At 49.5% G+C, this 24,147-nt stretch carries 23 protein-coding genes; 6 read left to right on the top strand and 17 right to left on the bottom strand.

The window, feature by feature from the left end:
* Positions 1 to 577: 577 nt before the first annotated feature.
* The 3 genes from hutH to hutC all read right to left on the bottom strand — a co-directional run bounded on the left by hutH (position 578) and on the right by hutC (position 4,670).
* Positions 578 to 2,119, bottom strand: coding sequence for a histidine ammonia-lyase (gene hutH / locus ACUZ8J_RS00745; protein WP_446692806.1), 1,542 nt, complete (start codon positions 2,117 to 2,119; stop codon positions 578 to 580).
* 49 nt (positions 2,120 to 2,168) lie between these two features.
* The gene (gene hutU, locus ACUZ8J_RS00740) at positions 2,169 to 3,839 is read right to left on the bottom strand and encodes a urocanate hydratase (protein ID WP_011624732.1); all 1,671 of its coding nucleotides are present in this window, start codon (positions 3,837 to 3,839) and stop codon (positions 2,169 to 2,171) included.
* A gap of 123 nt (positions 3,840 to 3,962) precedes the next feature.
* On the bottom strand, positions 3,963 to 4,670 hold the full coding sequence (hutC, locus tag ACUZ8J_RS00735; protein ID WP_011715378.1) for a histidine utilization repressor: 708 nt from the start codon (positions 4,668 to 4,670) through the stop codon (positions 3,963 to 3,965).
* Positions 4,671 to 4,867: 197 nt separating this feature from the next.
* On the opposite strand from hutC, the gene hutI reads away from it, so the two are divergent.
* Complete coding sequence (gene hutI, locus ACUZ8J_RS00730; RefSeq protein WP_446692805.1) at positions 4,868 to 6,094, top strand: imidazolonepropionase; 1,227 nt, start codon at positions 4,868 to 4,870, stop codon at positions 6,092 to 6,094.
* Positions 6,095 to 6,246: 152 nt separating this feature from the next.
* A complete protein-coding gene (locus tag ACUZ8J_RS00725; RefSeq protein ID WP_041412472.1) occupies positions 6,247 to 6,726 on the top strand; it encodes a hypothetical protein in 480 nt (159 codons plus the stop codon).
* Between the two features lie 70 nt (positions 6,727 to 6,796).
* Here ACUZ8J_RS00725 and ACUZ8J_RS00720 read toward each other — a convergent pair whose 3' ends face one another.
* On the bottom strand, positions 6,797 to 7,543 hold the full coding sequence (locus ACUZ8J_RS00720) for a siderophore-interacting protein (protein WP_446692804.1): 747 nt from the start codon (positions 7,541 to 7,543) through the stop codon (positions 6,797 to 6,799).
* 35 nt (positions 7,544 to 7,578) lie between these two features.
* Complete coding sequence (locus ACUZ8J_RS00715) at positions 7,579 to 8,007, bottom strand: MarR family winged helix-turn-helix transcriptional regulator (protein ID WP_446692803.1); 429 nt, start codon at positions 8,005 to 8,007, stop codon at positions 7,579 to 7,581.
* Between the two features lie 282 nt (positions 8,008 to 8,289).
* Between ACUZ8J_RS00715 and ACUZ8J_RS00710 the strand changes: the two genes are divergently transcribed.
* On the top strand, positions 8,290 to 10,185 hold the full coding sequence (locus ACUZ8J_RS00710; protein WP_446692802.1) for a DUF885 domain-containing protein: 1,896 nt from the start codon (positions 8,290 to 8,292) through the stop codon (positions 10,183 to 10,185).
* Between the two features lie 90 nt (positions 10,186 to 10,275).
* Here the strand turns inward: ACUZ8J_RS00710 and ACUZ8J_RS00705 are convergent, their stop codons facing one another.
* The 3 genes from ACUZ8J_RS00705 to ACUZ8J_RS00695 form a co-directional block, all read right to left on the bottom strand.
* On the bottom strand, positions 10,276 to 11,007 hold the full coding sequence (locus ACUZ8J_RS00705) for a hypothetical protein (protein ID WP_446692801.1): 732 nt from the start codon (positions 11,005 to 11,007) through the stop codon (positions 10,276 to 10,278).
* 128 nt (positions 11,008 to 11,135) lie between these two features.
* Positions 11,136 to 12,149 carry a DUF3137 domain-containing protein gene (locus tag ACUZ8J_RS00700; RefSeq protein ID WP_446692800.1) on the bottom strand — a complete coding sequence of 338 codons (1,014 nt, stop codon included), beginning with the start codon at positions 12,147 to 12,149 and terminating at the stop codon, positions 11,136 to 11,138.
* 92 nt (positions 12,150 to 12,241) lie between these two features.
* Entirely contained in the window at positions 12,242 to 12,676 is a 435-nt protein-coding gene (locus tag ACUZ8J_RS00695; RefSeq protein WP_446692799.1) for a hypothetical protein, read from the bottom strand.
* A 363-nt stretch (positions 12,677 to 13,039) separates the two neighbouring features.
* Between ACUZ8J_RS00695 and mtnC the strand changes: the two genes are divergently transcribed.
* Positions 13,040 to 13,720, top strand: a complete 681-nt coding sequence (mtnC, locus tag ACUZ8J_RS00690; protein WP_011620924.1) for an acireductone synthase — start codon at positions 13,040 to 13,042, stop codon at positions 13,718 to 13,720.
* 123 nt (positions 13,721 to 13,843) lie between these two features.
* On the opposite strand, the gene ACUZ8J_RS00685 is transcribed toward mtnC, so the two are convergent.
* Both ACUZ8J_RS00685 and ACUZ8J_RS00680 read right to left on the bottom strand, forming a co-directional pair.
* Positions 13,844 to 14,422 carry an NAD(P)H-dependent oxidoreductase gene (locus tag ACUZ8J_RS00685; protein WP_446692798.1) on the bottom strand — a complete coding sequence of 193 codons (579 nt, stop codon included), beginning with the start codon at positions 14,420 to 14,422 and terminating at the stop codon, positions 13,844 to 13,846.
* A 71-nt stretch (positions 14,423 to 14,493) separates the two neighbouring features.
* Positions 14,494 to 14,847 (bottom strand): MerR family transcriptional regulator, encoded by a 354-nt coding sequence (locus ACUZ8J_RS00680; protein WP_011624722.1) that lies wholly within the window; start codon positions 14,845 to 14,847, stop codon positions 14,494 to 14,496.
* A gap of 183 nt (positions 14,848 to 15,030) precedes the next feature.
* Here ACUZ8J_RS00680 and ACUZ8J_RS00675 point away from each other — a divergent pair, with 183 nt between their 5' ends.
* Both ACUZ8J_RS00675 and ACUZ8J_RS00670 read left to right on the top strand, forming a co-directional pair.
* Complete coding sequence (locus ACUZ8J_RS00675) at positions 15,031 to 15,459, top strand: acyl-CoA thioesterase (RefSeq protein WP_037416226.1); 429 nt, start codon at positions 15,031 to 15,033, stop codon at positions 15,457 to 15,459.
* A 59-nt stretch (positions 15,460 to 15,518) separates the two neighbouring features.
* Complete coding sequence (locus ACUZ8J_RS00670) at positions 15,519 to 15,782, top strand: GNAT family N-acetyltransferase (protein ID WP_011715364.1); 264 nt, start codon at positions 15,519 to 15,521, stop codon at positions 15,780 to 15,782.
* 20 nt (positions 15,783 to 15,802) lie between these two features.
* On the opposite strand, the gene ACUZ8J_RS00665 is transcribed toward ACUZ8J_RS00670, so the two are convergent.
* The 7 genes from ACUZ8J_RS00665 to ACUZ8J_RS00635 all read right to left on the bottom strand — a co-directional run bounded on the left by ACUZ8J_RS00665 (position 15,803) and on the right by ACUZ8J_RS00635 (position 24,122).
* Complete coding sequence (locus tag ACUZ8J_RS00665; protein ID WP_446692797.1) at positions 15,803 to 16,351, bottom strand: HPP family protein; 549 nt, start codon at positions 16,349 to 16,351, stop codon at positions 15,803 to 15,805.
* 118 nt (positions 16,352 to 16,469) lie between these two features.
* Positions 16,470 to 16,880, bottom strand: coding sequence for an acyl-CoA thioesterase (locus ACUZ8J_RS00660; RefSeq protein ID WP_011624719.1), 411 nt, complete (start codon positions 16,878 to 16,880; stop codon positions 16,470 to 16,472).
* Positions 16,881 to 16,987: 107 nt separating this feature from the next.
* Positions 16,988 to 19,477, bottom strand: a complete 2,490-nt coding sequence (locus ACUZ8J_RS00655) for a hypothetical protein (protein WP_446692796.1) — start codon at positions 19,475 to 19,477, stop codon at positions 16,988 to 16,990.
* 140 nt (positions 19,478 to 19,617) lie between these two features.
* Complete coding sequence (locus ACUZ8J_RS00650) at positions 19,618 to 21,411, bottom strand: AMP-dependent synthetase/ligase (protein WP_446692795.1); 1,794 nt, start codon at positions 21,409 to 21,411, stop codon at positions 19,618 to 19,620.
* 128 nt (positions 21,412 to 21,539) lie between these two features.
* On the bottom strand, positions 21,540 to 22,850 hold the full coding sequence (locus tag ACUZ8J_RS00645) for an ABC transporter permease (RefSeq protein ID WP_446692794.1): 1,311 nt from the start codon (positions 22,848 to 22,850) through the stop codon (positions 21,540 to 21,542).
* Positions 22,847 to 23,710: an ABC transporter ATP-binding protein gene (locus ACUZ8J_RS00640; RefSeq protein ID WP_011715359.1), complete on the bottom strand. Its 864-nt coding sequence runs from the start codon at positions 23,708 to 23,710 to the stop codon at positions 22,847 to 22,849. Before ACUZ8J_RS00640 ends, ACUZ8J_RS00645 begins: the two co-directional genes overlap by 4 nt.
* A gap of 46 nt (positions 23,711 to 23,756) precedes the next feature.
* A complete protein-coding gene (locus tag ACUZ8J_RS00635) occupies positions 23,757 to 24,122 on the bottom strand; it encodes a GntR family transcriptional regulator (RefSeq protein ID WP_011620909.1) in 366 nt (121 codons plus the stop codon).
* Positions 24,123 to 24,147: the final 25 nt, after the last annotated feature.

Below are 24,147 nucleotides of genomic sequence, written 5' to 3'. Positions count from 1 at the left end.
TTGGTAATTGCAGTGATAACGCTGCAATCGTTTGAGTGAGTCAATAAAGCCCCCACTTAATCTAAGATTATCCTTAAAGTGAAAATAGATAACAAATAATGACATGAGATCAAGATCTCAATTCACCAGCTACAAAATAAACCACTATTAAATAGATTTTAAACTGATATTTTCAGAGTTTAATTTCATAGAAACGATGCAAACAAAGATATAAACCCATAAACCACCAAAAGACATTTTGTCCACTACTAAATAGGCATTTTGTCTCACAATGGCATATTAAGGTTATATAAAGTGTGGATTTAAAGCCGAAACGAAATAAGAGATGATTAAAAACACCTCAAATTTACTGGTTTTGGATGGATAGACAGCCATCAAAGCTGACAATGTAAAGATTGGATAAAAAAGCACTCATCCTGCGGTGTTAAACACACCTAAAGTACAAAGTGCAAAAACAGCGAAATCGCCGCATAGGATAGACAAAAGGCATAGCAAATCGCTATGCCTTTCACTTTATTGGTCGCTTGCTTCAGCACTTTTCACCCGCTGATGGGTTATCGGCACCAAAGACTGTGCATTACAGACTCGGCAATACGCCTTGGGGCAAGTAAGCATTGAAGCTGGCGGTATAAAGCAGATCCGTTGCCGCATCGATATCCGGCGCAAAGTATCTGTCTTTATCATAGTAGGCAACCACTTCGCGTAGCTCGGCCTTCGCCTGCGCCACTGCTTTGCTTGGCATTAATGGCGCGCGGAAATCCAAGCCTTGGGCGGCCGCCAATAACTCAACCGCTAACACGCCACGGGTGTTTTCGCTCATATCCCGTAAACGGCGCGCCGCAAAAGTCGCCATAGACACATGGTCTTCTTGGTTGGCCGAGGTCGGTAAACTGTCGACCGATGCTGGATGGGCGTAGGTTTTGTTTTCAGAGGCCAATGCCGCCGCCGTCACTTGGGCGATCATAAAGCCCGAGTTCACCCCGCCGTTTTTAACCAGGAAAGGTGGCAGTTTAGACAGACTAGAGTCGATGAGCAGTGCGATACGACGCTCTGCAATCGCGCCTAATTCGGCAATCGCAATCGCCAAGTTATCGGCTGCCATAGCAACGGGCTCGGCGTGGAAGTTACCGCCGGAGATAATGTCGCCAGTATCTTGGAATACCAGTGGGTTATCGGTCACACCGTTGGCTTCTGTGCCTAACACCTCGGCCGCTTGGCGGATTTGGGTTAAACACGCACCTAATACCTGTGGTTGGCAGCGCAGTGAGTAAGGATCTTGCACCTTCTCGCAGTTGATGTGGCTTAAGCTGATTTCAGACTCTTCGCCCAGCAGATGACGGAACACCATGGCCGCATCGATTTGTCCTTTCTGACCACGGGCCGTATGAATGCGTGGATCAAACGGACTGCGGCTACCCATGGCCGCCTCGACGCTCATGGCGCCAATCACTGAGCTTGCAGCAAACAAGTCTTCAGCGTGGAACAGACCTTCCAGCGCCAGTGCCGTAGAAGCCTGAGTACCGTTGAGCAGGGCTAAGCCTTCCTTCGCGGCTAAATCGAGTGGCTTGAGGCCGGCGATTTCTAAGCCTTCGGCGGCCGAAATAATCTGACCTTGATAGCTCATCTCGCCTTCACCCAACAGCGGCAAACACATATGGGCTAACGGCGCTAAGTCGCCAGAGGCACCCACAGAACCTTTTTCAGGCACACAAGGATAAACCTCGGCGTTCACTAGGCTGATAAGGAAGTTAATCACTTCTAAACGGATACCCGAGAAGCCACGGCTTAAGGAGTTGATCTTTAACACCATCATCAGGCGCACAGTCGCGTCCTGCATGTATTGGCCCGTGCCCGCAGCGTGGGATAACACGATAGAGCGTTGCAGTAATTGCAGATCTTCCGGGGCAATCTTAGTGTTCGCTAGCAGACCAAAACCCGTGTTGATGCCGTAAACGGTGCGGCCTTCATCCAACACCTTTTGCACGATTTGCGCGCTGGTGTTGATCTCGGTAATCGCCTCTGGCGCCAGTTCGAGTGTCAGCTTATGGCGGCTGATTTCACGCAATTGCGCCAGACTTAAACTGCCGGGCGTTAATACTAAATGATTGACTGATTTCATTTTTACATCCGTATTCTTGTCGTTGTTTTTCACGGTTTGTGTTGAATTGTTAGTCTTTAAGCATGGGCAGATCTAAGCCCTGCTCTTTTGCACAGTTTTTCGCGATCTCGTAACCCGCATCCGCATGGCGCATCACGCCTGTCGCAGGGTCGTTCCACAGCACGCGGCCAACACGTTTAGCGGCGGCCTCAGTACCGTCACATACGATCACCACACCCGAGTGTTGGCTAAAGCCCATGCCTACACCACCGCCGTGGTGCAGCGACACCCAAGTCGCGCCGCTGGCAGTGTTTAGCAGAGCGTTCAGTAATGGCCAGTCAGATACTGCGTCTGAACCGTCCATCATAGATTCGGTTTCACGGTTAGGGCTGGCGACTGAGCCTGAGTCTAAGTGGTCACGACCAATAACGATCGGCGCCGACAGCTCGCCGTTTTTCACCATCTCGTTAAAGGCTTGGGCTAAACGCGCACGGTCCTTTAAGCCCACCCAGCAGATACGCGCTGGTAGACCTTGGAAGGCGATACGCTCACGGGCCATATCTAACCAGTTGTGCAGGTGTGGATTGTCGGGGATCAGCTCCTTCACTTTGGCGTCGGTCTTGTAGATATCCTCAGGATCGCCAGACAGGGCCACCCAACGGAACGGGCCGATACCTTCGCAGAAGAGTGGGCGAATATATGCAGGCACAAAACCTGGGAAATCAAACGCGTTTTTAACGCCAGTTTCGAAGGCCATTTGGCGAATGTTGTTACCATAGTCTAAGGTCGCCGCGCCTGCCGCTTGCAGATCCAGCATGGCTTGCACCTGTACCGCCATTGAGGCTTTAGCCGCTTTAACGACGGCAGCTTCATCGGTTTTACGCATGTCAGCCGCTTGCGCCATGGTCCAGCCCTGTGGCAAATAGCCGTTCAGCGGATCGTGGGCAGAGGTTTGGTCGGTGACAACATCAGGAGTAATGCCACGCTTCACCAATTCGGCAAATACATCGGCGGCGTTAGCCAGCAGGCCCACAGATACGGGTTTGCCCGAGGCATTGGCATCGTTGATCATAGCCAAGGCTTCGTCTAATGAAGTGGCCTTTTTATCCACATAACGGGTACGCAGACGAAAATCGATACGGGTTTCATCCACTTCACAGGCAAGCACAGAGAAGCCAGCCATAGTACCGGCCAGCGTTTGCGCGCCGCCCATACCACCTAAACCACCGGTGAGGATCCACTTACCGGCAGCCACGCCGCCAAAGTGTTGTTTTGCCACGGCAACGAAGGTTTCGTAGGTACCTTGGACAATGCCCTGAGTGCCGATATAAATCCACGAACCCGCGGTCATCTGGCCATACATCGCCAGACCTTGCTTATCTAACTCGTTGAAGTGTTCCCAGTTTGCCCAATGTGGCACTAGGTTAGAGTTAGCAATCAGCACGCGCGGAGCATCGGCGTGGGTGCGGAATACGCCCACAGGTTTACCCGATTGCACCATTAAGGTTTCGTCGTCTTCGAGGCGTTTTAGCACTTCGATAATCTTGTCGTAGCAGTCCCAGTCGCGTGCCGCGCGGCCGATACCACCGTAAACCACTAAATCCTCAGGGCGCTCGGCCACATCTGGATGTAAGTTGTTCATTAACATGCGCATTGGCGCTTCGGTTAACCAGCTTTTGCAGCTTAATTGGCTACCATGGGGCGCAATAATGCGGCGGCTTGGGTCGTGTCGCTTGTCCATTGAGATGTCCTCTTTCAACCTGTTGAACTCACTCGCCATTCGGCTAAGTGCTATTGTTTTTATTGTGTTTTTGTCGCTAAACATCGGATGAATGCCATTAGCCTTCACCGCTGTTTGCGTACGTTATTTATTGAATGTCAGGTGTCCGCCGAGCTTAAAGCGGCTCCCCGGGTGTACTAATTTGGCAAAACTCACCACCCCTTGGCGCGACCAAGTGCGGCGTGAAATCTGTAAACAGGGTTCAGTCGCCGGAATGGCTAACCTCTGCTGCAATTCGCTACTGGCAATTATGGCTTCGATGGTGTGGTGCGCCTCGGTCAGCGGCGCCACCTGCGACAGGTATTCATGGGGCGTCTGCTCGCTAAAGTCCTGCTCTAAGTAATCAGGCGCAAAGGCGGGATTCACATAACGCTCCTCGACTTGCAGTGGCACGCCCTGCTCGCAATGCACTAACACCGAATGAAACACCGGACTTCCGAGCTCCAGCGCCAGTGCGATGGCGATAGGCGCGGTGGCATTCACTTGTCTAAGTGCTAACTGCTGCACACTGTAACCATGTCCACGGTCTTTGATTTCGTCGGCAATGTTGCGGATCGCCAACATGGAGGATTGCGACTTTCGCCCGGCCACAAAGGTGCCTAGCCCCTGCGAACGCTCAAGCACACCGTTGTCTGTCAGCTCGGTTAAGGCGCGACGCGCCGTCATACGGCTACAGACAAACAGTTCGGCTAGCTGATTTTCCGAGGGTACGCGGGCATTTTCTTCCCACTCACCAGACTCGATACAGCCAATGATATATTGCTTAATTTCTGCAAACTTAGGCGTAGCCAAAACACTTCCTCAAGATCAAATCTACCTAGGTTTGGCATGGTAGGTACTCACACACCAAAACACTGAGCCACTTTCAAACGTTTAAAATTGCGGCTACAATCCTAGCTTGTATATACAAGTAAATACAAGCTAGCTCACATAACTTTCGATAATAAAGAGTTTGCGGGGCCAAAAAGCCAACGCAGCGAGGGATAACAATGTCTTGGGATCAGGTTTGGATAGACGTTAACGTAGCAACAATGGACCCTTCCATATCAGCACCTTACGGCGCAATTACCAATGCAGCTATCGCAGTAAAAGACGGTAAAATTGCCTGGTTAGGCCCACGCAGCGAGCTGCCCGCCTTCGATGTGTTGTCCATTCCTGTTTACAGGGGCAAGGGCGGTTGGATCACTCCGGGGCTGATTGATGCTCACACCCACCTAGTCTTTGCCGGTAATCGTGCCAACGAATTCGAGCTACGCCTAAAGGGCGCCACCTACGAGGAAATCGCCCGTGCTGGCGGCGGCATTATTTCCACGGTTAACGCCTGCCGTGAGGCCGACGAAGCCGAACTATTTGACCTCGGTCGCCAACGTTTAAATGCCTTGGCGAAGGAAGGCATCACTACGGTTGAGATTAAATCTGGCTATGGTCTAGATACCGAAACCGAACTCAAAATCCTGCGTGTTGCCCGCGAACTGGGCCAACATCACCATGTGGATGTGAAGACCACCTTCCTCGGTGCCCATGCGGTACCGCCCGAGTTTAAAGACAATAGCGACGGTTATGTCGACCTAATAATCAATAAGATGCTGCCTGCGGTGATTGCCGAAAACCTCGCCGATGCGGTGGATGTATTCTGTGAAAACATCGCCTTTAACCTAGAACAAACCGAGCGCGTGCTGAGCGCCGCCAAAACGGCTGGCCTGCAAGTTAAACTGCATGCCGAGCAATTATCTAATATGGGTGGCTCTGAATTAGCCGCACGTTTAGGGGCTAAGTCGGTTGATCATATTGAATATTTAGATGAGGCTGGTGTTAAAGCCCTAAGTGAAAGCGGCACCTGCGCCGTGCTGTTACCGGGCGCGTTTTACTTTTTGCGGGAAACCCAAAAACCGCCTATCGACTTATTGCGTCAATACGGTGTGCCTATGGTGCTCGCCAGCGACTTTAACCCCGGCTCATCGCCCATCTGCTCGACCCTGCTGATGCTGAACATGGGTTGCACCCTATTCCGCTTAACCCCAGAGGAAGCGCTTGCGGGTTTAACATTGAATGCCGCCAAGGCACTAGGGATTGAAGAGAATGTCGGCAGCTTAGTAGTTGGTAAACAAGCGGATTTCTGTCTGTGGGATATCGCCACCCCAGCACAACTCGCCTATAGCTACGGCGTGAATCCCTGCAAGGATGTGGTGAAAAACGGTAAGTTAGTGCATCAATAACCCGCATTATACTGACATAAACAATAGGTTATTAGAGACAGCTTATAACCTATTGATGTGCTTAGCCATCTAACATGAATATTGAGAATTAATTGGTTATACAGCTTTGCAATATTAAATTTAATCTCTTTCGAAAAAATAAAGTGAACAGCATGCCTTACACCATATTAATTTCTGAAATTAATGACGTCATAAGAAAATTCAACATTTTCCTAGCTAACGATAAATCAATCCCTCTTTTGTCTCAGGTTAATGGTGAATTGCAATCAGAATTAATTAAAGTTGTGCACGGAAATTGGAATGCCTTTCCCTTTCCAAACGCTCAACGGCGAGGAGTTTATTTTGCTTTTGGAAAAAAACAGGATACCAGTGAACTGGGGTTGTACATTGGTAAAGCCTCATTCAACTCAACTATTGGGAAGCGTCTATACAGCCATTTAAGAATCCATGCAGATGCTGAATTTTTTACAATGAAAGGAGCAAACGACCAAGTTTTTATCATTGAATACTTAGCCTCCATAGATTTGGACGCCTTGAATATGCATTTCATGGCCTCAAGCCTAGAGGAATACTTAATTTCTAATCTCACAAACAAATTGCTATTGATGAATGTTACAGGTGCAAATGGCTAAAGCAGGCTACAATACGCCTGCAAAAAATGTACTGTGCATTTTAATTTTTGTCAGCTAATCCTAACAGGGTTTATTGGTTTTCTAACTGCTCATCTTGTTGTTTTACCAGCTTATGCTCGCCTTCATTACAGCCGATTTTCCAGTAACTTGATGTATAAAAATGGCTTTTCGGTAAGTCGTACGTCTGCTTAAGCAGCTTTCTTAGGGCGCGCATACTGCTAAATTCGCAGGCGAGCCACACGGCGCCTTGTCCCTCGATTTTTGGCAACTGAGCAATGCGTTCGGCCAAGGGCTTACCTTCTGGGTCGGCCTCTGGATTAATCACCCAATGCAGTTGCACATTACGAGGATGTACTAAGGGCTGAATATCGGCTTCACTTAGCACCTCAATCACAGCGTAACCCACTGCATTGCTTGGCAATTGCGCCAAGTTCACGCTGATGGCGGGCAAGGCCGTCATATCCCCTGCCAATAAAAACCATTCGGCATCTAAGTTGATCAGTTTTTTCAGTCCGGGGCCACCGATTTGGATGGTATCCCCAATCTCGGTCGACTTTGCCCAACGGGATGCGGGGCCATCGGTATCGTGCAGCACAAAGTCCACATCGATTTCATTCATCCGCTGCTGACGAATGGTATAAGTGCGCATTAATGGCCGCTCATCCCCCGGCTGCGGAAACAGTAATTTGATATAAGCGCTTTCTTGATCGGCGGGAAAGCCTGCAAAGCCAGCGCCGCCTAAGGTGATACGCAGCATATGTGGCGTGACTTGGGTTTTAGCTATCACGGTCAATTCGCGCGGAGCGGGTCTATTCATACTAAAACTCCAAAAAGATAAATGGCACTCAATTGTTAGCTTTCCGCCACGCTATCGCTGATCTGGTTGGCAATACGGATAAACACCGCTATTTCATCCTGATCCAGCGCTTGAGTCATATGGGCAACGGTGGCTTTTTCGGCGGCAATAATTTGCGTCATCAACTGCTCACCCTGAGCCGTCGGTCTCAATAACTGGCTACGGCCATCCTTAGGATTATCGACTTTTAGGATATAACCAGCCTGCTGTAGCTCATTGAGCACCCGCGTAATTTGGGCTTTATCCCGCTGCATACGTAGGGCAATAGACTGCGCCGTGGCCTCGGGATGACGGCAAATCCCCTTGAGCGCCCGAATATGGGTGACAGGTAATTCAATCTGCTGCGAAGCAATATCCGCACGCAGCTGTTTTTTGTAGGCATGCACTAATCTGTGCAAGGTTTCACCGAGGGAAGTGGTAGACATAATGGCATCTCGAGATAGTTGACAGTATCAACAATATCAAAATTAGTTGATCATATCAACTAAATGCCAATTGGGTGAATTACTGGCTAAGCCTAAAAATTTACAACCATGAGTCAATCCAAAGCACTCACTAAAACGAGTAACAAAATTCTTGCGGTTTAGATGCAATAAACTGCTAGGATAACCGTTCAAATTTGAGCTTGATCACACTAAACACGGTTTAACGCTTGAGGGGTCAGTTTGATAACGGATTTGCCTCAATGTCTTTGTATGAGTAACCCGATGAAAAGAATAATAAATGCTTTAATGCTGGCCATGTTAGCAACGGGCTGTAGCGATCCAAACCCAACACAGACCAATCAAACCGCTGAGCAGGCCAAGGCCGAAAAGGCCGTCCAAGTATTGAGCCTTAAGCAACAACTTGCGCCAATCACCCAGCGTTATTTTGCCCTTAGACCCGAAATCGCCACCTATTATGGCGTGGCAGAAGATGAGGCTGGCAAGGATGTACTCTCTAAGCTGACCGATTACAGCCCATCGGGGGAAAATCATCGCCGTAAAGCGCTTAAGGCCATATTGACCGAACTCAATGCTATCGATGCCAGCCAGCTTAGCGCCTCGGAGCAAGTGAGTTTAGGCTCGATAAAATCTGAAATCGCTGGCGCATTGCTGCCAGCCGAAACCGTGGCCTATGGCACTATGCTCGGTGAATACGGCGTTTGGTTTTTACCATATGTCGTCAACCACTTATCTGGATTGCATGTTGAATTTCCGGGGTATATGGAAGATAAGTTTGCGGTCACCACCCCAGAGCAAGCTAAGGCCTATCTCAATCGCTTAACCATGTACCCTGCCGCCATGGGCACAGTTATCGATAAGCTGGATCAAGATGTGCAAATGGGCGTGATCCCACCCGATTTTATTATCGATAAGACCATAGCCGTGTTGCAGCAACAATTAGTGCACCATGCTAATGAACATCCCTTGGTCAGCAGTTTTAAAGCCAAATTAACCGCCGCCCAAGTACCAGAAAGTGAAGCGTTGGTGAACTCTGCCGCCGAACTGGTGGAGACAAAATATTACCCTGCGACGCGCCAGTTGATTTCCGCACTGCAAGCCGTGCGCCTCAAGGCCACCCATGTGGCGGGACTCGGACACCAACCTCAAGGCGCTAAACTCTACAAGGCGATGATTAAGCACCTCGCCAATTCGGAGATGACCCCAGATGAGATCCACCAACTGGGATTAGACGAAGTTGCCCGCATTACCGCCGAGATGGATGTGTTACTCAAGCAAGTAGGCTATCGCAAAGGCACAGTTGGCGAGCGCATGCAGCGATTGCTTAAGGATCCTAAATACATCTACCCCAACACCGCCGAGGGTAAACAGCAATTAATGGTGGACATTCACGGCTATCTAGCGAAAGTGAACGCTAAATTACCGCTGTGGTTTGGGCTGTTACCGAATCAAGAGGTTGCGGTTGAAGCCGTGCCAGACAGTCGCGCCGCCGCAACCAGCGGTGCATTTTACGATGCGCCTTCTCAAGATGGTTCGCGTAAGGGCACCTTCTGGATAAGCCTGTACGATATGGCGGCGCTGCCCTCCTATTCGCTGCAAACCTTAACCTATCACGAGACCAATCCCGGCCATCATCTACAGACGCTCATCGGTCTGTCGGATACCTTGCCGCTGCTGAGTACCATTTTTTACTCTAATGCCGCGGGAGAAGGTTGGGCACTGTATGCAGAGCGCTTAGCCGCCGAGATGGGCATGTATCAGGATAATCCGATTAACGACCTTGGCCGCTTGCAGTCTGAGTTACACCGCGCGGTGCGCTTAGTGGTCGACACGGGTATGCATGCTAAGGATTGGAGCCGTGAGCAAGCCATTGATTATGCTGTGGCGACTGAGGGAATACACCTCTCTGAAGCTACGGGCGAAATCGAGCGCTATGTGGTTTGGCCGGGGCAAGCCTTAGGTTACAAGCTGGGCGAGCTGAAAATTATCGAATTGCGCACTAAGGCCAAAAAAGCCTTGGGCGATAAGTTTGATATTAAAGTCTTCCACGACAGGCTGCTCGAAAATGGCGCCTTGCCCTTAGATTTATTGGAGCAAAAGATGGATCTGTGGCTCGAATCCGCTAAGGCGGCCAATGCCGCCGCCGAGACCAAGGTGTAACTCGGGTAAAACTGCTTAAATCATCTCAATATAGGGGCAGCTTAGGCGGCCCCTGTCTTTTTACGGCTCCCTATGCTTTTACGTTTCAAGTTAATCCGCAAAACGACGCTGATACTTGCCGCTTAAATAGCGGATCACCACAAAACCGATAACACCTGGCAGTGTCCACGACAGCAGACGCAAATTGCCATGGTCGATAAACAAACGGCTGCCACCAAAGGCGAAAAAGGCGGTGTAACAAGCGATACCCGAGCCAATCATGGCGCCTAAATGCTCTATCCACCATTCTAATTTGGTCAGGGTCGCCTTAACGCTATAACGCAAAAATCCCGCCCCCACCGTAGTACCTAACAGGCCGAAAATCACCGCGAGGATCAGCTTTTCTTGGTATCCCCATATCGCCATCACAGGACCAAGTAACGTCAAGCTCAGCATTAACGACAAATGCAGCGGCGATTTTAATTGCTGACGCTGCGCCTTGTAACGCAGAACCAATACGCCATGCCTCACGGTTACTAGAGTTAACAAGCTGATATAGAGGAGAAATATCCAAGCATTTTTACGATCTGCAATCTGCGCCGCTAAGGCGTCAGCGTTGGCCGCAGGCTGTTTAATCACCGCGAGCGGATCAATGAGGCCCGTCGTTGCCATCGCCACGCCCGTTGCCGCCACTGTGTACATGGCATAAACATAATAACGGCCAAAACGACTATGGTTCGCGCAGCCCTTTTTCAGCATGGCAGGCATCCAAAATAACACTAATGCCAATGCGCCCGCGGTAATATGCACAAATTGCGACAGGGTGAAAATCGTGTTCATCATCTTGCTCCATCAAAGTTTGAAGCTTGATATTAACGAGCACGGGGAGTCACCCATAAGTGCCAAAAGTCATGTTTTAAGCTGTCGCATAGAGCAGCCACATTCTGTGGCTGCAATTGAGGCGACTGTCGCTATAACCCGGTATGTTTATCGAGTCTTAAGGTATCGATGATCGAGAAGGTATAACCTAACTCGGTAAACATCCGCTCGATATTGAGCTTAAAATCGATGGGGCGATCTAAATCGAGTTGATTGATAAAGAAATGGTGTTTTGTCGGGATCTTAATCAGCAATTGTTTTTGATAGAAACAGGCTTCAACCTCGGCATTTAACTCGCGGCCCAGAGCCAAGAGATTTTCCATCATCAAGGGATTGAGTAAGTAGCGCGCCTCAACTTGGTCGCTGCTATACACCTCAAAACAACGCTCGAAACGTACATCCTCAAGCTTGACCCGCGACAGCTTTGTCTTAAACCCCTCAATACGATTTTTTAAACTGCCCTTATCCGTGACTAACAAGGTGGTGCCGTTGAATCGCTTAGGAATATTGCACACCAGTAGCACACCATTGAAGATGGTCTCTCGCTCAACCGAGCCATTATTGTTCGATTTAGTGTTGTAAGCATCGACCTCATAAAACTGGAACGGCACCTTGTTATAGGTTCCCTTAAGGCAATTTTGCGCATACTGCTTATCGGTTTTAGGCAGCAACCCCAACTCAAGGAAGGTTGAAAAGTCCACCTTAGGCTCCCTCGTTAACGCATAATCATTGCCAAAGTACTTGAGACTAATGGGATAGAGTTTTTCAAAGGCGGCATTATAGAGTTCATTGCTTTCCTTTCCCGAGGCAATCGCCACTAACGCTATCACGGGAGTCGGCAGAAACGCGCCAATCATCAAAGGCACAAAATAATCCATAGGCACCAGCATAAACTGCACCCCGAGCAGCCCAGCTAAGGCACCCAAAATCACCGTGATGCATATGTAGTAGATTGGGGTGGTGAACTTGGCATTTTCACGCCGCCTTTGGTTAACGCCTTCGCGCTTTGCTTCAAACGGGGCGCATTTAGGGGCGATTTTTTGTTTGTAATACTTCTGAAAGGGAATACGGTGATCTTCGGGAATATCAAATTCAATCGAACTCATTGGCTCCTACTCTTACGACTCAAATCCATTTAGGCCAATGATTTTACGGATTTTATTTCAGCAAGGCCAGTTTAAGGCCAACAAATGACCGATTAAGCCCGAGCAAGCCTGCGGCTACGGCGCTGTAATAAGCCAAAAATAATCAACACTCCAAAGGTGGCGCTAAATAGGGTTAAGGCTCTGGCTAAGCCATAAAAATCAGTAAGACTAAAGGAAACCCCATCCGCCCACAGCACTAAAGAACCTAAGGGTAATTGCATCGCCACTGCTGCATACCAATCGAATGGCAATCGAGGAAAAAGCCGCTGATAGCTAAATAACATCAGCCCAGAGAGCAGCAATAATAAGCCCGCATCATGGGCACCTAACCCCAGATAAACCGGGCTAGTGTGGCTGAGGTTATCGACACTTCCGAGCAAAGCGTACATATAGCCCGCCGTGGCAACCAGTGCGAAACTCACAAAGCTTAATACCGCCAGCAGAATACCTAAGCCAAATGCGGGTAAATATTTCATAGACAGTCTCATCAGTGCAGAACTCGCTCGACCTCATTCCTAAAACCCTAAAGGAGAACAAATTCAGTCGAAAGATAGTAAAGCTACAATAACAGCCAAAATTTCCCTTAGCTATTAAGACCATAGTCTTATGCCAGCAACAAGTTGTGGGATCATAAACAGCATAATTCTCCCGACTAAATCCAGTATTTCATCCATATCCACTAGATAAGCCTCTAAAATTCCTCATTTAATTAAGTTTCAGTCGAATAGCTGAGTGATATGGTGCACAATCTCCCACGGTCTAAGGGCGAAATCCACTAGCCAATTACCCCAATAACGCTTAGGATCGGGGTTGCATTTTTTAGCCAACATATTGTGGAGTATCAAAACATTATGGGTATCAGAGCCATAGTCGTAGACACAGCAGGCACCACGACAGACCTAACCTTTATCCAAGATGTGCTATTCCCCTATTCTGTCAAAGCCTTACCAGACTTTTTAGCGCAGAACCAACACAATGTCTTGGTGGAAAACTGTATCTGCGACACCCGAGATATCGCCCTCGAACCCGATGCCGATTTAGCCCGCGTGACTGAAATTTTGCAGCAATGGGTACATGAAGACCGTAAAGCGACCCCACTCAAGACCCTACAGGGTTTGATTTGGAAGCAAGGTTACGCCCATGGCGAATTTACTGGCCATATCTTCCCCGACTTTATCGAAGCGGTTAACCGTTTTAGCGCGCAAAAACTGCGTATTTACAGCTTCTCTTCGGGTTCAGTTGAAGCCCAAAAACTGCTGTTCAGCCACAGTGATGGTGGCGATTTAACCGAGATGTTTAGCGGCCATTTTGATACCCGTACCGGTAACAAATTAGATAAACAAGCCTACGCCAACATACTCAACACCATCAGCCTAAGTCCTAAGCAAGTGCTGTTTGTGTCCGACGTGGTTGAAGAGCTTAAAGCCGCCGAAGCCGCAGGCATGATGACCTGCCAAATGGTGCGCGACAGCAAACAACGCACCGGCGATTTTCGCACTATCAACAGTTTTGATGAGCTAGTGATCGACTAACATCGGCACTGCACACAAAAAGCGACCCAAGGGTCGCTTTTTGTTTATCGGGCAAATCACATTTACCTGTCCGCCGGGTGATTCACCCCATCGCAAACCGGGACATCGCCTAATTCATAGGGATTAACGCCCCAACCTACCATGCCGTTCAACTTGCGCTTGCCAGTTTTGCACTTGCTGTGCCTTGGCATTAATCACCGGCCCCAACATTTGACTCTTGGCGCGCTTAAAACCACTAAAGGCTAAGGTCGCGATATCTAATTGCTTTAGGGCGGGCGCGCCCTGGAACCACTTGTAATACCAAGGCGGCGTATCCATGGTCATGATAATGCGTGAGGTTCTCCCCTCGAGCAGCCGATTGGGAAAGGTTTTCCCCTGCTGATACTGAAAAGCAAAACCGGGTAAAAATGTTCGATCAATTAATCCTTTAAACTTGGCGGGTACGCTGCCCCACCAAATGGGCACAACAATCACGACATGTTCGGCCCAGAGAATGGCCTGCTGAAAGCGTTGCAAATCTGCCTCTAATGGCTGTTCTTGATGGTATCCCTGCTCCAAATTAGGCTCAAATTCCAACTCGCTGAGCTTTAACAGACGCACCGAATGCGACTCGCCAGCGGCCTTGGCGTAAGTGTCGGCTAAATGTTCACACAGGCTATCGGGTTTGGGATGACCAGAAATCACCAGAATCTTTTTTGTCATAGTAAAAACCTTGAGTATTCAATATGACAACAGCTTAAGCTCTGCCCCTAGGGGTAGAGTCAAGCCAGGAATTAGGCGCGGGATTCGCAGGTATCCAAACCATCAATACATGCATCGAGCCTGACTAATTTATCTTCTAATTCGCTGATCTGCCGCTGGAAATCGGCTTTGATATTCAATAAAAACTGCTGCACAGACTCAAGCTGTGCCGCCTGCTCCCCCTCGGTAAACAAGTCTTTAAGTTGCGAGAGTTTGATACCTAAGGTTTTGGCCTCTTTGATCAGCAATAACTGCTTTATATCGGTTGCGCTATAAGTGCGATAACGCCCCTTACGGATCGGCGCACTGATCAGTCCCCACTCCTCGTAGAGGCGAATCGCCTTGATCGACAGGCCAGTTTGCTTCGCCACAGCACCAATATACATAGTATTTAATCCATTAAAATAATTGAAAAAATCATCATAAACCTCCAAGCCTTAGCCAGCATATCACCGCGCTTTAGGCTTGTCGCTCGCACTTTATACTGCTAGTCTGGCTGCCTTAAACGAGCGTTTTAACTAGAGCTTTTGACTATGAGTAATGCAATGGAAAGTCCAACACTAAGTCCAATGGAAAAGTTTCTCGCACAGCACCCTATAGTGACCGAAATCCCCGTGGCTTGGGGCGAAATGGATGCGCTGCAACACGTCAACAACGTGGTCTATTTCCGCTATTTTGAAACCGCACGTATCGACTTTTTCAACCGCCTCTTTCCACTCGATGCCCTGTATAAATCCGGTGTTGGCCCCGTGATTAGCGAAAATCAGGCCCGCTATAAACGTCCAGTAACCTTCCCCGATACGCTATTGGTCAGCGTGAGTATCAGCGATATTCAAAGCGACAGATTTACCATGCATTATCAGGCCTTTAGTAAGCAGCAACAGGCCATAACGACCTTAGGTTCTTCGGTCGCTGTGATGTTTAACTTTAAAACAGGCCAAAAAGCCGAGCTTCCCACGGAATTACTCGCCATTCTTAAACAACACGAGCAAGCTTAAGCTACCGAGTCTATGGCTACATTGCCATAACACTTTAGGCCATATCAGAGGGAGGCTGTATGTCAGAAAAAGCGCCAATAGAAGTCGTTGTTGAGCATCAACAGGATAAACAACGCTTTGTGATCCCCGTTGACGGTCATGAAGCCGTGCTGGAATACCGACTCAATGGCCAGCACATCGACTTTAACCGAACCTTTGTGCCCGACGAGCTACGCGGCAAAGGCCTTGCCGAACGTTTAGTCCGCCATGGCCTAAAATGGGCCAAAGCCCAAGATTTTGAGATAGCAGCCAGCTGTTGGTATGTGCAGAAGTTTTTGAAATAACAGCCTTCGCAACAGGTAAGCTAAATCCAATAGACGGGATAGTGGCGTTTGGGATCGGTGGAGAGATTATTCACGACCAGCGCCACCAGCAATAGCAGTAGTGAGCCGAGAAAGACCGGCATCAACGCATAGAGAAATCCGAGTTGATGCACGTTATCGCCGCCTATCACGGCAATTAATGCCGTTGCGCCGCCCGGTGGATGCAGCGTGCGAGTTAAATACATCAATGCGATGGCTAGTGATACGGCTAACGCACTCGCGAGCACCATATAATCGGCAAACACTTGATAAACAGCCACACCAATCAGTGCCGATAACACACTGCCGCCAATCAAGTTACGTGGCTGAGAAAACTCTGCCAGCGGCGCGCCATAGACTAATACCGCCGATGCCCCAAATGAGCCAATCACAAACATGGTACCGAGCAGATTATCGCCCATATAACTGGCGAGACTGGCGACTAAGTAAATGCCGCAAAAGGCCCCTACCCATGACCAAACGATCTTTTTCAGGGGTTGTCGTGGCGGACAGATGTCCTTAGAACGCATTCGGGTGAAGTAAAATCTCATGCTAAATCCGGCCGGAAGGAATAAAGGCGCGGATAAGTGATCCGCATCACATTTGCGGCCGCCACGTTAACGTTTTCACCGCGCAATTGCAATTGTGCGGTGAAAGCGAATATCAGACTTATGCAGCTTCGCCGTTCAGGCTAGCTAGGATTTCACGAATATCTTCGGGGATGGGGCGGCTTTTTTCGCAGCTGTAGTCGTAGTGCACTAAGGTGGTTTTCACTTCGGCGGTTTTATTGCCAGCCTGCCAACAGGTTTGAGTCAGCTCGAAGCTGCTATTGCCGATACGGCTGACATAGGTTTTCACCGTCACACTCTTGCCGTAATAAGTCGGCGCGATAAAGGCCACGGTAAAGCCTGCCACTATGAGGTTCCACTGATGCAAATCCAACTCGGGATTAAAAATCTCGAAGATTGGCGTGCGCGCCGCCTCGCACCACACGGGGATCACTGTGTTGTTGATATGGCCTAGACCATCGGTTTCGGTAAATCTTGGGTGGATTTCGAGGCTGTATTCGGTGACTGACATGCAAACTTCCCTTTTGTTGTTCTTATACTTTTATGCTGTGAATGGGATAAACGAGGCACTTAGCCCGTTTATCCCTACCAAGCCTAACAGAAATAAGAAGCGCGATGCTAGAACTGGCAGCTCGCGGTCTCTGGGGTTTGCTTGCCATTGGCATCGTACTTTTTCATACAGCCAGCCTTACCCATATCGAATATTTTTTCGTATTTCAGCTTGCCACTGCTGTCGTAGGACTTAAACACACCATGGCTTTTAGGGTTTTCTAAATGATAGATTTTGCGCCCCTTGGTCACATGGGAAAAATCCGAGAACCCCGGTTCCTCTTGATAGATGACCCCGTTCATATAGCGCTTATGCACCACATGCTGCTCGTCGATACGCAGCATTTCGCTGGCTAACTTACCATTCTGGTCGTAACAGACTTTATCCACGGCATAATTGCTGTCGAGATCCTCGATACAACTCACGGCACCATTATCAAAATACTCCCGCTGGATACCACAGCGCGCAATGGCGTTATCCCAGAAATAAGGTTCACCGTTCCAGGTTTCACCTTCTTGCTGGCAATAGTTCCACAAGCTCTTTAACTGACCGTTCGGATAGAAAGTGTAATGGGGTCCAGAAAGACGGTTATTGATAAGATGACCATATTGCACGAGCGAATAGCCGCCGTCGGTGGAATAGCGAATGCTTGGGCCGTATTCCTGACCCGCTTTATAAGTCTGCAAGGACATTAAGCGACCGTTAGAATCGAATCGATATTCTTTATCGACAGACCCATTAGTGTAATAGCTTAATTCGGATAGGCGGCCGCCACGATATACACGTTGCTCACCGTCTTTAATCGAGCTAGTTTCAGCATTTTTTGAACTTAACACCCCCTCACAATCGCCAGCGTAGGGTTCTTTTCGCATCATGCATTCATCCTGCGAGGGTTTAAGTGTTACGGCGTCATTAAACTTATACTGACTGAGCTCATTCAGATCGCCGTTAGGCTCGAGCCACATTTGTGGGCCATCCAACTCGCCTTGACGATAGTTAGCTACATTGCTGACGATATTTGGCGCGGAATACCATAGACTTTCACCGTGGAGGCGGCCCTTATCGTAATGTTTAAGGGCGAACATAAAATTATCTTTATTGAATAACTTAGCTTCACCTTGGCGTAGGCCATTCTCATAGTTGACTTCAGTCTTGTAGAGATAAGTCGCTGATTGCTTAGTGGTAAAAGCATCGTTCTCATCGGGCGTTCGAATATATACCCAAGTGCCTGAACGTTTACCATCGAGGTAGCTGCCTTCACCAGTTTGAAAGCGATAATCCCCCTGGGTGACCTTTTCCACCCAAGCGCCTTGTTTTACGCCCTTTTGGTATTGGCCTTTGCTGCCATCGGACTCAAGCCACTCGCCATCTTTTACGCCATTGAGATAAATGCCCTTTTCGGACAACTTCTTCGCGCCTTCGGTGCTGGAATCGTAATCTGGGGTATAGATTTCACTCGGGCCATCGGGCACGCCCTTGTTGTAGTGAATAAAGCCGTAGTTATCGGCGTCATCCATCATGGACTGCAACACCCATTTGCCCTGTTTCTTACCGTCGAGGTACTCGCCTTCCCAATAGGTTTCACGGCTGTCGGCTTCAATCCACTTACCCACTTGCTTACCCAGCTTATAGTCACCGGCATACATCACACTGCCATTGCGGGCATCATAGGCGGCAAAGTGACCATCAAGCTCACCCTGCACATAATGGGCTTCACTGGCAACGCCAGCCCAAGTACTGCCCATACTCATAAATTCGTAAAAAGGCCCAGTTCGCGGGATTTTCTCGCCGCCATTTTTAAGCCAATCGACGTCGTCGGCCTCGTAGCCAATGGCCACCAGCATAAAGCTGTTATCTTCTTCGACGTAGGCGCTGCGATCAAAGGTTGCCACCAGACTGTATTTTCGTTCACGCCCCTCGGCATCTTTATCGGTACGAGTCAGGGGATAGCGCAGCTTGTATTCCACTGCGGTTTTTACATCCGTCGCCGAGCCTTCAGAATTGCGATAGCCAATTAAGGTCGGTTTGAGTTTTGAGGTACCATCAAGAATCGCTTTGATGTCAGGGTCTTGGACACCCTCAGCCTCATAGGTCATACGATACTGCTGCGGTGGCAACTGGCTTAATACTTTGCGAACGCCGCCAACGGTAAAGGTGCTAATGGTGGGGACGACTTCATCGAGTACGGCTTGCAGGCGCGGCAGTTTAGTCAACTCCTCGCCCTCAAAACCATAACCCCGTAGATGCTGGCCATCGGCATCCTTAAGCATGACGATCACCTCTTTAGTGCCGCCCTTGTCGAAGTCATAGTAAAACACCGCCACGATTTCGGCGCGGCCGTAATCGTCAATACGCACACCCGGCGCATCGCCGTAGAGCATTTCGCCCCATACCTGTTGATCTTTTTGATAAAAATTGAGCCATTGGCCATTGGGAAGATCCACGGGACCGTGAACCATTTTGTCATATTCCGCCGCAAGTGCAGCAGGAATAACCGCAAAAGAAGAGAGCAACACCGCACCAACTGCGGCGCATAAACGACGAATCGAAAGTTCCATTTAACTATCCTTAACACCGACACCTTGCGCCTCGTGCGCACCAGTAAGCGGGGCGAATTTTAAGCGAAGTCCGATGCTTCAGGAAGTGGCTGACACAAAAAAGGCCGCTTAGCGGCCTTTTAAGATCAAAGATTTAACAATCAATTATTGTACATAGCATTAATTTCATGGGCGTACTTGTGGTAAATCATTTTGCGGCGCAATTTAAGCGTCGGGGTGATTAATCCCGCCTCCATCGAAAAGGCTTCTGGCAGCAGGGTAAACTTTTTGATTTGCTCAAAACCCGCCAACTCTTGCTGTAAATGCTTTAAGCGCTGCTCGAAATGTTCAACCACATGGCTGTGACGCAGCAGCTCGATAGGCGACTCGTATTTCAAGCCCTTATCCTTGGCCCAGGCTTCGAGGGATTCAAAGGCTGGTACAATCAGCGCCGTCACATAGTTACGGGCATCGGCAATCACAGCCACTTGTTCGATAAAGGGGCAACGGCACACTGTGCCTTCAACCCGTTGCGGAGCAATGTATTTACCGTTGGAGGTTTTCATTAACTCTTTGATGCGGTCGGTAATAAATAAATTGCCATTAGCATCGAGTCGTCCCGCATCGCCAGTCTTTAACCAGCCATCTTCGAAGGCAGCTGCGGTATCTTCGGGGCGATTGTAATAACCGCGCATCACAGTGTCGCCACGGACTAAAATTTCATCGTCCTTACCTAGCTTCACTTCGATTTCGGGCAAGACTTTACCGTTCGAACCCGCAACTCGGTTATCTAGGGTATTACAGGTCACAGTGGCGTTCGTTTCCGTCATGCCGTAACCACAAAGTACGGGAATACCAATAGCATGGAAGAAAGACGCTACGTTTAAATCGAGGGCGGCACCACCGCAGGGCATAAACTTTAAGCGCCCACCGAGCACGGCTTGCAACTTGCTGTAAACCAGCTTGTGCGCTAAACGCCATTGCAAGGATAACCATAAACCGCCCTTAGCGCGGCCTTGGCTCACCTCAAACTGACGCTCGCCGACGCCCATGGCCCAGGCAAACAGTTTTTTACGGCCTTCGGCGGATTTAGCGACCTTATCCTGCACTGCGCTGTAAACCTTCTCGAGGAAACGCGGCACCACGCACAGGGTATGCGGACGCACGGCGCTGATGGCCTCTTTCACTCTTTGAGTGTTTTGCAGATACACGTTGTGGCCGCCACGGCACAGCACGTAGAAGCTCCAACCACGCTCAAACACATGGCTTAGCGGTAGGAAAGCTAACGACACATCGCCAGTGGTAAACGGCAGGATCTGATCGTGCTGACGCACAGTCGAAGCCATATTGCGGTAATCCAGCATCACGCCCTTAGGGTCGCCCGTGGTACCAGAGGTATAAATTAGGGTTAACAGGTCGTCAAGATTGGCATCCTTTAAGCGCTGCTCAAGCTCAGCACTCTGGCCATATTCTTTGGCTAACAAACTGTCTAAATGCTGATGTTGAGCCTTGTCCTGCGCCAACTCAACACTCGCGTCAAACACAATCACATGCTCTAGGGTCGGACACTGTTTTTGCAGCTCACAGGCCAGCGCATATTGCTTAGCGTCGTCAACAAAAATCACCTTAGCCGCCGCATCGTTAATGATAAAGCTGGCTTGCTCTAGGGTGCTGGTCGGGTAAATGGGGACCACAACGGCACGACTTTTCAGGGTACCTATGTCGGCACAGGTCCATTGAGGGCAGTTTTGCGACAGGATCACGCAACGGTCTTGCACTTGTACGCCAAGTTCAATCAACACCTGTGCAATTTTATGGCTGATTTGATCGAATGCCTGCCAACTGACTTGATGCCAAGGCGCAGCCATTTCAAAACCTTCCAGCGCTATAGCCTCTTTTAATGATTGGCTTTGCTGCTGTAATAGTCGAATTACGTGATATTGTTCGAGAGACATGAGTGACTCACCTTTTAGCTTACAAGTGTACCGCTTTTGCGGCATTCTACCTGAAGGCAAGCTAAAAACTAAGAGTTTTTGCTCTAATCTTGTGCAAATGTCGCCCAAATCACGCCATTTCAGGGCAATTAGAGCCCGGTAATGTCGCCCTGCCAGAGCTTTTTACTGCCCCAAATCAGTGCGATTTGCCCAAGGATTAGCAGCACCAGATTACCCAGCGACCAATAGAGCAGACTGCCCTCGTGTTGCAGCGCCGCGAGGCTAATAGACACCCAGAGCGAATGCCCGAGCACCACCAGCATGGTCAGGCTCACCTGCAATACGCGGCGACACAAACAACCTAGCCCTAACACTAAGGCGCAGGCCCAATACGTGCTCATCACTATGTGCGCCAGCAGAGGCAAGCTCAAATCACCATCAAGCCAAGTGACAAACAGACTGCAGATTAACACGCTCAAACTGAGCAGAAGCAGCAAGCGTTGCTGACCACGACCAAAGGCCTTAACTAAGCCTGCTCGGCCGTCGAAGCTTGGCATCAACAGCAGCATTTCAGTCGCCCGAGAACGTTGTACGCGGCTCCAATGCACTAACGAGCAACTAATCACGCTAAATTGTGCCAGTAGCAGTAATACCGGGAAGTTCCAATGCAGTTCGTGGGAGACTATCCCAAGCCCGATGGTTAGCACGGGGAGCAACAGCAGCAACACGGTCAGCATAGGACCGATAAAGAAGTTCACCGGATGCAGATAACGCTCTAACCGAGTCAAGATCCTTATGGATTGCAGGCTAGGCAGCCAAAACCAGCCCATTTCCAAGCCGTTAAGATACACACTTCGTGCCTCCACCCGCCAAGGTAACACTAAGCATCGGCGCCAAATCAAGGCCGCTAGTACAAACAGCACTATGATGCTCAGCCACAGCGGCACTTGCTCCGCCAACTCGTTGGAAAACGGCACTAAGATAAACAGTAAAAATGAGCTGTAAAACCATTGGGTTTGCCGCAGGCACAGCAAGATAAACCCTAGGCTTATCCCTTGGGCAAAGACCAGTAACGACAGAGTATCGGTCAGGTCAAACAGCACGCATTGCAACACCGCAAGGCTAAAGGCGCCTATCAGCATCACTTCACACTGGATAAAAATATTCTGCCGATAACGGGGGATTAAGATGGAGCACTCACTCGCCATCAGGCGGATCAGCTGCCATGCCACCGCTGCCGAGGTAGACACTAGGCCCATAGTGACAAAAATATCGAAACTCGCTTTTTGCCCCGCCCATCCCGCTAACACGCTCAGAGCCAAGCCAAATATGCCAGTGCCTATAAAACTCACGCTGCCCACATCAAAAAACCACAGGCGTAGCATACCGTTAAAGGGATTGAGCGAATGGCTAGCGCCGATGCGGGTCGTTGATTCAGCTATGGGTTTCGCGGCACTCATTTGTGCAGCTCCACAAAGAGTTGTTCCAAATTCAGCGCTTCGCTGCGCTGCACGCCAGGCAAATTAAGCTCCACATCGCCCCTATCCACCAGTACAGAATCGCCATCGCGGCTGAGGATACGCACCTGCTCAGGTAACTCGGCGCCCTCCGCGAGTTTGACTAAACGCACCTCTTCCCGCAGGGCATCAATCTCCTTAAACAGCACTAACTCGCCCTGTTTAATCAGGGCAACATGGCTCGCGACCCGTTCTAAATCTGAGGTGATATGGGATGAAAACAACACGGCCGAGCCAGATTCGAGGGCCAAGTCGAACAAATCGACCATAAACTTGCGTCTGACTATCGGGTCGAGGCTGGCCACGGGTTCGTCGAGGATCAGCAACTCGGGACGATAGGCCATCGCCATGATCAAGGCCAAGGATTGGCGCTGACCAACGGACAGGCGCTGTACCTGTTGAGTCACATCTAATTCGAAGCGGGTGAGCCAATCCTGCTCTAACTGCATGTCCCAGTGGGGATAAAAACTGCGGTGCAAATCGAGGGCGCGTTCAACGGTAAAGCCTTCATAACCAAAGGGTTGCTGCGGAACATACCCGAGGCGTTCCTTCGCGGCAGAAGAAAGCTGCTCCGGCGTTTCGCCTAAGGTGCGGATTTCGCCAGAGTCCGGCGAGAGGATCCCCAAGGCGCAGCGCATTAGGGTCGATTTACCCGCACCGTTTTGTCCCAATAGACCGACCACCATACCGGCCGATAAACGTAAGGTCAGATCCTTGAGCGCACGTTTTTCGCTGGCACCTTTGCCACGAAACACTTTGTTTACGTTAGAAAACTCTAGTATTGGGGTACAGTCTTGGTCCATCGAATTGCGTCCTTTTTATTCTCGTTTTCGCTTAGCTCGACTCAGGCTACCAACGCTCATTAATCAATTGCAGTAACTCGGGCAAACTCACGCCCAGCTGCTTTGCCTGCGCCAGCAAGGCATCTAATTGCGGCTCGAGCAGACTCACGCCCGACTCCATCGCCTCGGTACGCGCGGCGACCCTAGTCGCCTGACCACGGCGGCGCTCAAGCCAACCTTGATCGACCAATTGCTGAATCGCGCGGGACACCGTCATCGGATTGACCGCAAGATATTCAGCAATTTGGCGCACTGAGGGTAATACGTCTTCCTCTTGCAACTGGCCACCCACAATCAAGCGCACGATTTGCTCGTGTAATTGCTTGTAAATTGGCTCACCACTGCTGGGGTTGACATTTAAAAGTTCTAACATTAGTCTTTACACACTGTATTAATAC

It is taken from the genome of Shewanella sp. Koi 1 (assembly GCF_052907445.1).
The sequence above is the reverse complement of the archived record's forward strand: the minus strand, read 5'-3'. Positions and strand labels throughout refer to the sequence as shown.

Excerpts from the sequence above, each read along its gene's own strand:
- hutH (WP_446692806.1), bottom strand. The coding sequence starts at position 2,119 with ATGAAATCAGTCAATCATTTAGTATTAACGCCCGGCAGTTTAAGTCTG.
- hutU (WP_011624732.1), bottom strand. The coding sequence starts at position 3,839 with ATGGACAAGCGACACGACCCAAGCCGCCGCATTATTGCGCCCCATGGT.
- hutI (WP_446692805.1), top strand. The coding sequence starts at position 4,868 with ATGTCTTGGGATCAGGTTTGGATAGACGTTAACGTAGCAACAATGGAC.
- ACUZ8J_RS00725 (WP_041412472.1), top strand. The coding sequence starts at position 6,247 with ATGCCTTACACCATATTAATTTCTGAAATTAATGACGTCATAAGAAAA.
- ACUZ8J_RS00720 (WP_446692804.1), bottom strand. The coding sequence starts at position 7,543 with ATGAATAGACCCGCTCCGCGCGAATTGACCGTGATAGCTAAAACCCAA.
- ACUZ8J_RS00715 (WP_446692803.1), bottom strand. The coding sequence starts at position 8,007 with ATGTCTACCACTTCCCTCGGTGAAACCTTGCACAGATTAGTGCATGCC.
- ACUZ8J_RS00710 (WP_446692802.1), top strand. The coding sequence starts at position 8,290 with ATGAAAAGAATAATAAATGCTTTAATGCTGGCCATGTTAGCAACGGGC.
- ACUZ8J_RS00705 (WP_446692801.1), bottom strand. The coding sequence starts at position 11,007 with ATGATGAACACGATTTTCACCCTGTCGCAATTTGTGCATATTACCGCG.
- ACUZ8J_RS00700 (WP_446692800.1), bottom strand. The coding sequence starts at position 12,149 with ATGAGTTCGATTGAATTTGATATTCCCGAAGATCACCGTATTCCCTTT.
- ACUZ8J_RS00695 (WP_446692799.1), bottom strand. The coding sequence starts at position 12,676 with ATGAGACTGTCTATGAAATATTTACCCGCATTTGGCTTAGGTATTCTG.
- mtnC (WP_011620924.1), top strand. The coding sequence starts at position 13,040 with ATGGGTATCAGAGCCATAGTCGTAGACACAGCAGGCACCACGACAGAC.
- ACUZ8J_RS00685 (WP_446692798.1), bottom strand. The coding sequence starts at position 14,422 with ATGACAAAAAAGATTCTGGTGATTTCTGGTCATCCCAAACCCGATAGC.
- ACUZ8J_RS00680 (WP_011624722.1), bottom strand. The coding sequence starts at position 14,847 with ATGTATATTGGTGCTGTGGCGAAGCAAACTGGCCTGTCGATCAAGGCG.
- ACUZ8J_RS00675 (WP_037416226.1), top strand. The coding sequence starts at position 15,031 with ATGGAAAAGTTTCTCGCACAGCACCCTATAGTGACCGAAATCCCCGTG.
- ACUZ8J_RS00670 (WP_011715364.1), top strand. The coding sequence starts at position 15,519 with ATGTCAGAAAAAGCGCCAATAGAAGTCGTTGTTGAGCATCAACAGGAT.
- ACUZ8J_RS00665 (WP_446692797.1), bottom strand. The coding sequence starts at position 16,351 with ATGAGATTTTACTTCACCCGAATGCGTTCTAAGGACATCTGTCCGCCA.
- ACUZ8J_RS00660 (WP_011624719.1), bottom strand. The coding sequence starts at position 16,880 with ATGTCAGTCACCGAATACAGCCTCGAAATCCACCCAAGATTTACCGAA.
- ACUZ8J_RS00655 (WP_446692796.1), bottom strand. The coding sequence starts at position 19,477 with ATGGAACTTTCGATTCGTCGTTTATGCGCCGCAGTTGGTGCGGTGTTG.
- ACUZ8J_RS00650 (WP_446692795.1), bottom strand. The coding sequence starts at position 21,411 with ATGTCTCTCGAACAATATCACGTAATTCGACTATTACAGCAGCAAAGC.
- ACUZ8J_RS00645 (WP_446692794.1), bottom strand. The coding sequence starts at position 22,850 with ATGAGTGCCGCGAAACCCATAGCTGAATCAACGACCCGCATCGGCGCT.
- ACUZ8J_RS00640 (WP_011715359.1), bottom strand. The coding sequence starts at position 23,710 with ATGGACCAAGACTGTACCCCAATACTAGAGTTTTCTAACGTAAACAAA.
- ACUZ8J_RS00635 (WP_011620909.1), bottom strand. The coding sequence starts at position 24,122 with ATGTTAGAACTTTTAAATGTCAACCCCAGCAGTGGTGAGCCAATTTAC.